This window comes from Streptomyces sp. NRRL B-24484, assembly GCF_000717715.1.
Lineage (GTDB): Bacteria > Actinomycetota > Actinomycetes > Streptomycetales > Streptomycetaceae > Kitasatospora.
On record NZ_JOAI01000095.1, the window covers coordinates 1 to 6,560 of the forward strand.

Consider the following 6,560-nt stretch of genomic DNA (forward strand, 5'->3'; position numbering starts at 1 on the left):
TGTCAAGGGACAGTAGGAGTTCCCCGCTCGCGGACAGTTGATCTCCCCACTGGCGGACGTGGAAAGTCCCCGGTGGACAGTTGATCTCCCCGCTTCTGGGTCAGCCGAGCGGGACGACGCCTCGTCCGGTGGTCGCCTCGGCGAGGCGGTGGCTGTCGCCCTGCGTGACGACGACGTGGGCGTGGTGCAGGAGCCGGTCGACGGTCGCGGTGGCGAGGGTCTTGGGCATGATCTCGTCGAATCCATCTGGGGCTGGCACTTGTTCCCTCGCGGGAGTTGCCGCTGCCACCTGGCCGTTTCCTCCTCCTGCGGTCCTCGTTGGTTCTCGTGGTGGTGCTCAGGTTTTCCAGGCGCTGCCTTGAGAGTTCAGGCGCGAGGAAGGTGTGCCGGTGGCCGAGGCGAGATTGCAGGTCATCGCGGGCGGTGGTGTGCCGCAGGGGCCGCTGGTCACGGACCCCTGGCTCTTCCAGGCGGCGTGCGTGGACGCCTTCGTCGCTTCCTGGCGGGCCCGCGGCTTCAGCCCGGTGACCGTCGAGAACGACATCGGCCTGCTGGAGCGGACGCTCGCCGCCCTGGGGCGGCCGGCGTGGGATGTGACGCCCGAGGACATCGACCGCGTCGTCGGCGATCTCGCGGTCAAGGGTCGGGCGACCTCGACGCGCCGCGAGTATGTGCAGATCTTCAAGGGGTTCCATCGGTTCCTGCAGGCCCGCAAGGCCGCAGAGATCGAGGCCGCGTTCGGGGTCCGACTGGTGTGCCCGGTCGATGAGTTCAACGCTTCCCGGCATGTCGGTGACGACTCCCCGGCCCTGCTGCCGCCACCGACCCCGGAGCGGGTGGTCGAGTTCTTCGACTTTATGAAGCAGCGGATCGCGACCGCGAGGAAGTACGGCCCTGCCGCCCGTGACTACGCGCTGTTCCGGACGCTGTATCACGCCGGGCTCCGCTCGGAGGAGGCCTCGCTGCTGGAGAGGCCGGACCTGCACTTCACCCGCGGACCGTTCGGCAAACTCCACGTCCGGTTCGGCAAGGGCGCCCACACCTCCGGGCCTCGGCCCCGCTGGGTTCCGATGCTCGATGGCCTGGACCTGGTGCTGCGATGGTTCCTGGAGGACGTGCGAGGCAAGTTCCCCGACTCGTCGGTGCTCTTCGCGGACGAGTCCGGCGGCCCTTTGCACCGCGGGACGATCCGCAACCGGCTGCGCTATCTCATGGACCTCGAAGGCAGGCCGCCGGCCGAGCGGTTCAGCCCGCATGCCCTGCGGCGGGCCTGCGCGACCCACAACTACGAGCGCGGCGTCGACCTGGTGGCCATCCAGCAGATGCTCGGTCACTGGACGGTCAGCTCGACCATGCGCTATGTCCGGCCTTCCGCGACGTTCATCGAGGACGCCTATCAGCGGGCGGTCGCCGCCACGTTGGCCGAGCTGACAGGGAAGGACACCACCGCATGAAGATCCGCTGGCGGCTGCGGATGGCCGCGGCCCAGCGTGAGGTCTGGACCGGGACAGAGCTGCGGCGGCTGCTGGCCGAGAAGGCCGGCCTGGAGATGTCCTCGGCGTCGGTGTCCGCACTGTTCACCAAGGAACCCTCGCAGGTGAAGATGTCGACGCTCGCCGCGTTGTGCACCGCGCTGGAGTGCACCCCGAATGACCTGATCGAGGTCGACACCACCCCGCTCGAGCGGCCGGTGACCCCGCCTCACCTGGCAGCCGCCCAGCCCAAGGCCGCGGCGTCTGCTAGGGGCCGGTCGATGCCACCCCTGTGACCTGCGGACTTCACGATGGGCAAGAAGCAAAGGGACTGCGTCACCTGCGGCGCCCCCGTCGGCTATCTCGACCGCCAGCACTGCTGCCTGTGCTGGCGGTCGCTGAAGGAACAGGCCGCGAAGCAGATCTGCCCGGCCTGCGGGAAGGACCGAGTCCTGGAAGCGGACACCGGACGGTGCATCATCTGCTCGCGCGTCTGCGAACGGTGCGGCCACCCGGTCCGTGTCGCCGGCACCCGTCTGTGCCGGGGCTGCCGCGTGCTCGCAGAGCGCGAAGCCGCGAAGACGCTCTGTCCGCGCTGCGGCAGGCCCGGGATTCTGCGAGAGGCGACCGGCTGGTGCGGGTCGTGCTCCAGACCCCGGCTGCAGAAACAGCCACCACGGGCATGTCGCGAGTGCGGCGAACTGCGTCGCCATGCCGGGCTGGGACTGTGCTCACCGTGCTGGCAACGACACCCCGGACGGCCGTTCATCCGTGGCGAGAACCTGCGTGACCGGCTCGCCGACCCACCGCGTTGGCTGCACGAGTTCGTCTCCCATGTCGCTGCCCGCCACTGCGTTGGCCGGGCCTGCAACTTCATCACCGAGCTGGGCCGACTCCTGGAGGACGGCCACTCGAACTCGCCCCAGGCTCTGCTGGAGAGGTCCCGCCGACCGGGGCGGTCCATGGGCACCTTCGCCCGCACCTTGGAGGACTTCTTCACCACCCATGGCCTGGCCCTTCCCACCGACCAGGCCGAGCGACTCGCTGCCGGACGGCGCAAGCGCCGCGTCAACGCCGTCCCCGAACCCCTCCGACCAGCTGTCGCCGCCTTCGACACCTCCCGGATGCGGGCCCAGGACCGGGCCCGCCGAGCCGGTACCCGCCCCCGCAGCAACCTCACCCTGGAGGCCGCCCTCGCCACCATGCGCGACCTGGCGGTCTTCCTCGCAGATCAGCGCGGCAAGGGCGACTGGGCTCTGGTCGACGTCCATGACGTCGAGGCCTTCCTGGCCACCCTGCCCAACGGCCGCAAGCGCCGGCTGACCGTGCTGCGGCAGTTCTTCGGCTTCGCCCGCGCGCAGCACCTGGTCCTCGTCGATCCAACCCGCGGGCTGGCCGCGAAGGAGGCGAACGGATACCGAGGCCGGACCCTCACCCTCGACCAGCAGCGTGACCTGTTCCGTCGCTGGACGTGCGACAACGCGGTCCATCCCCACGAAGCCCTGCTCGGGATGCTCGCCCTCCTGCACGGCGCATCCAGCGCGGAGGTCCGCATGCTGCAGGTCAGCGACATCGACGCGGCCGCGCGAACGGTCCGGCTCGGCAAACGGCCGCACCCGGTGCCGCTCGACCCTGCATCCTGGGCAGTGCTGCAACGATGCCTTGCTCACCGGGCCGGATGGACGACGCAGAACCCCCACGTCATGGTCACCAAGGGAACGAAGGTCGGCCGGAGCCCGGCGTCAACCGCATACCTCTCCCACGTCCTTGACGACTGCGGTTATCCGCCCCGGATGATCCGCGGCACCCGCCTGGTCGAGCTCGTCAACACCCTGGATCCCAAGCTCGTCGCCGCCGCCTTCGGTATGGACCCTCAAGCTGCCCTGATCTATCTCGCCGACCACATCGACGAGGGCCGACTTCCACCCTCGGAGTCGAGCCGGAAATGACGAGAGACAGCACCGAAGGCTGACGCAGAATTGCGGCCATGACCGTCTTCTCCTGCAGTGCCTGTCAGCAGCGAATCAGCCCCGATCTTCGCGAAGTGCCGATGCCGCCTCCGGTGACGGAGGAAGCCCCGGGACAGAGGTTTCTGCCTCCGCTGATGCCGCGCGGGTCGTATGCAGTCAGCCCTCACACTGGCGTGTTCGTGCTCAACCCGGACGACATATCGGGGGCGGCCAGACACCCTGACCGTGGGCGTCTCAACGGATGCTGCGGACTCGACGGACTGGACGGCCCCAACCTCGTCTGCGATGCCTGCGGAGCCGAGGTCGCAACCCAGCAGTCAGACTGCTGGTCTCAACAGTTGATCGCGCTGATCCCGGACGCGGTAACCACAGCCATCTCTCCCTCCGCTTGAACCCGTGAAGTTTCGGCGCCGCCTGGCACGGGTTCGCCGGAACATGTGCGCTTTGGACGGATGAAGGTTGCTACTGACCGCCAGACTCCGCCGTTCGTAAGCGGCATCGACCAGACGGTAGAAGCCTTCGGCGGCGTCCGGCGAGACCGGGAGGAGCCCGATGTCGTCAACGATGATCAAATCGGTTCGGGTGATCCGGGAGATCGCCTTCGAGACGGAGTCGTCGACGCGGTGACGGCGGATCAGGGCCCCGAGGTCCTCGATGGTGAACCAGGCGACGGTCATCCCGGCGTCGACCGCCGACTGGCCGAGTGCCTCGCTGAAGTGCGACTTTCCCGTGCCGGAGGGTCCGACGACGCAGAGGTTCTCGCGCCGCCCGACCCATTCCAGGGTCCGCAGCGCCGACTGCGTGGGGACCGGGATCGACGACGCTTCCTCGTTCCAGATGTGGAAGGTCTTGCCGGTCGGGAACGCCGCGCGGGTTCGACGGGTGCGGAGGTTGGCGGCGTCGCGGCCGGCGGCCTCCTCCGCGAGCAGGGCCCGCACGATCTCGGCGGGATCCCATCGCTGGGCCTTCGCGGTCGGGATGATCTCGGCCATCGCCCGGCGGATGTGCGGCAGCTTCAACCTGCGGGTCAGCGCGATCGCCTCGTCGAACGCGGCGCCGGACGTCGCGGCGACCGCGGAGGCGGGTGCTTGCATGCGCGGCCGCGTCGCGGCTGCTTGGGCAGGACTGTCGTTCATGAAGCAGGTGCTCTTTCCAGGTCGGGGCCGACGTCGAGTGCCCGCCGGCCGAGGTGGTGGGTTTGCTGTCATGGGCGTCGGATAGGTTGCCCGGATGACTGACACGGACCCGCTGGTGCCCGTCCTTGCCGGACTCGTCGTCGACGTCGTCCGGTTCCTCGACAGCTGCGAGGACGACGAGGTCGACCCCGACTCCGCGGTGAAGATGATGGAGAGCGTGAGCTGGGTGCTCGGGCAGTTGCCTCAGGACCAGCGCGAGCGGTTCCTGACCGTGCTTGCCGACCTGGCCGAGGCCGAGCAGGACCCGGGCCGGCGGGAGTTCCTGGAGAACTTCCCCTTCGCCAGCGGCCAGGTCGAGGAGTAGGAGGGTTCAGGCCGAGCCGAAGCCTGACCAGGCGGAGGTGCCCGGCTGCAGGCTGTGGTCCTCGCTGCGGCGGATCGGCTCGCTGCGGTCGTGCTCACCCTGGTGGCCGAGGATCGACAGCAGGTCGCCCTCGGCGAACCGGCCGACCGTCGCCGCGGTGCCAAGAGCGCGGTCGACGTCGGCGGTTCCGTGGAGCTTGGCGAGCGCGACCGCGTCGGCCATCTTCGCCCTGATCCGGCGGACACCGGTCGCCGCGGCCTCGACCAGCCAGGCCGCCGCCCCGGGGCCGATCGCCAGGAACTGGGCCTCGGCCGGGTTCGTCGGCTTCGGTGTGCGCTCGCCGCGCGGGGCGTCGGGGTAGTGCTCGTCGGCGATCCGCGGGCTGCCCGGTGCGGAGCGGAGGTGGCGGGCGACTTCGACCGCGCTGCCCGCGGCCATCGCGGTGACGATCAGCTCGTCGCCGTGGAAGCGGACCCAGACCCGCTCGTCGACGAGCTCGTGCGGGACCGAGTAGCGGACCGACTCGACCGAGATTGTGGAGTCCTTGCCGACCCGGCGGGTCTCGCCGAACGCGGCGGTGAACGGCTGCTCGGGCACCGGGTGCAGCCGCAGCCGCTCCTCGGCCAGCAGCTCGGCCGGGATCCGGCGGGTCTCGCGGTGGATCCGGCCGTTCACCTCGCTCATGAAGTCCGCGCAGGCCTGCTGCAGTTCGGCGAAGTCGCCGTAGTCGGGGCGGAGGTTGACCGCGGTGGGGACCAGGTCCCGCTTGGCGATCCTCACCGTCGCCTCCGTCCCGCCCTTCGATGCCGGGTCGGCTGGCATGCACGAGCGGACGACCGTGCCGTAGTAGCGGGCGATCGGCACCAGCTCGGGGTTGCGGACCGCGATCCGGGCCACGTGCTCGACCGTGATGGTCTTCTCGTTGTCGGTCAGGCAGTAGGTCGGGACGCCGCCCAGCGTGCGGAACGTCGCGTCCAGGCAGGCCGCGACGGTCGGCAGGGTCTTGTCGAGCACCGGGATGACTACCCGGAACCTCGACCAGGCCAGCCACGCGCACCACAGGCTGGTGCGTCTGCCGTCGATGCGCGGGCCTTCGCCCCAGTCCCACTGCAGCCACATCGCCGGCTCGGGTATCCACGGCCGGAAGACCCTGCGGTTCCCGGCCCGATAGGACTCCTTCGCCGCCGCGACGGCCCGCCGGGTGGTGCGATCGGTGCCGGTGAAGCCCATCGCGGCGATCTTCTTGTGAACAGCGTCGGCACCGACCCGGCCGCGGGACCGCTCGACCAATTCCTCGACCTTCGGCAGGAAGTCGTCGATCAGCTTCGACCGCACCGCCCGCTCGGTCGGGTCGACCCCCTGCCCGCGCAGCTGCACATAGCGCCGCACGGTGTGGTGGTCACAGCCGGCCAGCTCGGCCGCCTTCCGGTAACTCTCGGTGAGGTCGTACGCCTCAAGAATCTCCATGATCTCCTCATCGCTCTTCACCATGCCCACTGTGCGTGATGGGCTTGGTGGGTCTGCGGGGAGATCAGCTGTCCGTCACCGGGGAGATTTCATGTCCACCAGCGGGGAGGCCAACTGACCGCCAGCGGGGAGTCTGCCGTGTCCGCTGACA

At 69.5% G+C, this 6,560-nt stretch carries 6 protein-coding genes and 1 pseudogene; 4 read left to right on the plus strand and 3 right to left on the minus strand.

Annotation, left to right across the window (positions count from 1 at the left end):
- Window positions 1-100: 100 nt before the first annotated feature.
- Window positions 101-250, minus strand: a pseudogene (locus IE98_RS47525) (ATP-binding protein); the annotation flags it as partial.
- A gap of 139 nt (window positions 251-389) precedes the next feature.
- On the opposite strand from IE98_RS47525, the gene IE98_RS0141090 reads away from it, so the two are divergent.
- The 3 genes from IE98_RS0141090 to IE98_RS0141100 are packed head-to-tail and all read left to right on the plus strand — an operon-like array spanning window position 390 to window position 3,421.
- Entirely contained in the window at window positions 390-1,454 is a 1,065-nt protein-coding gene (locus tag IE98_RS0141090; RefSeq protein ID WP_030277793.1) for a tyrosine-type recombinase/integrase, read from the plus strand.
- Complete coding sequence (locus IE98_RS0141095; RefSeq protein ID WP_030277795.1) at window positions 1,451-1,768, plus strand: helix-turn-helix domain-containing protein; 318 nt, start codon at window positions 1,451-1,453, stop codon at window positions 1,766-1,768. The genes IE98_RS0141090 and IE98_RS0141095 overlap by 4 nt, the downstream gene beginning before the upstream one ends.
- A 15-nt stretch (window positions 1,769-1,783) precedes the next feature.
- Window positions 1,784-3,421: a tyrosine-type recombinase/integrase gene (locus tag IE98_RS0141100; RefSeq protein WP_030277796.1), complete on the plus strand. Its 1,638-nt coding sequence runs from the start codon at window positions 1,784-1,786 to the stop codon at window positions 3,419-3,421.
- Window positions 3,422-3,759: 338 nt separating this feature from the next.
- Here IE98_RS0141100 and IE98_RS0141105 read toward each other — a convergent pair whose 3' ends face one another.
- Window positions 3,760-4,536: an ATP-binding protein gene (locus tag IE98_RS0141105; protein ID WP_324605853.1), complete on the minus strand. Its 777-nt coding sequence runs from the start codon at window positions 4,534-4,536 to the stop codon at window positions 3,760-3,762.
- 136 nt (window positions 4,537-4,672) lie between these two features.
- Here IE98_RS0141105 and IE98_RS0141110 point away from each other — a divergent pair, with 136 nt between their 5' ends.
- Complete coding sequence (locus IE98_RS0141110; RefSeq protein WP_030277798.1) at window positions 4,673-4,942, plus strand: hypothetical protein; 270 nt, start codon at window positions 4,673-4,675, stop codon at window positions 4,940-4,942.
- 6 nt (window positions 4,943-4,948) lie between these two features.
- Here IE98_RS0141110 and istA read toward each other — a convergent pair whose 3' ends face one another.
- A complete protein-coding gene (gene istA, locus IE98_RS0141115) occupies window positions 4,949-6,430 on the minus strand; it encodes an IS21 family transposase (RefSeq protein WP_030277799.1) in 1,482 nt (493 codons plus the stop codon).
- Between the last annotated feature and the right edge of the window lie 130 nt (window positions 6,431-6,560).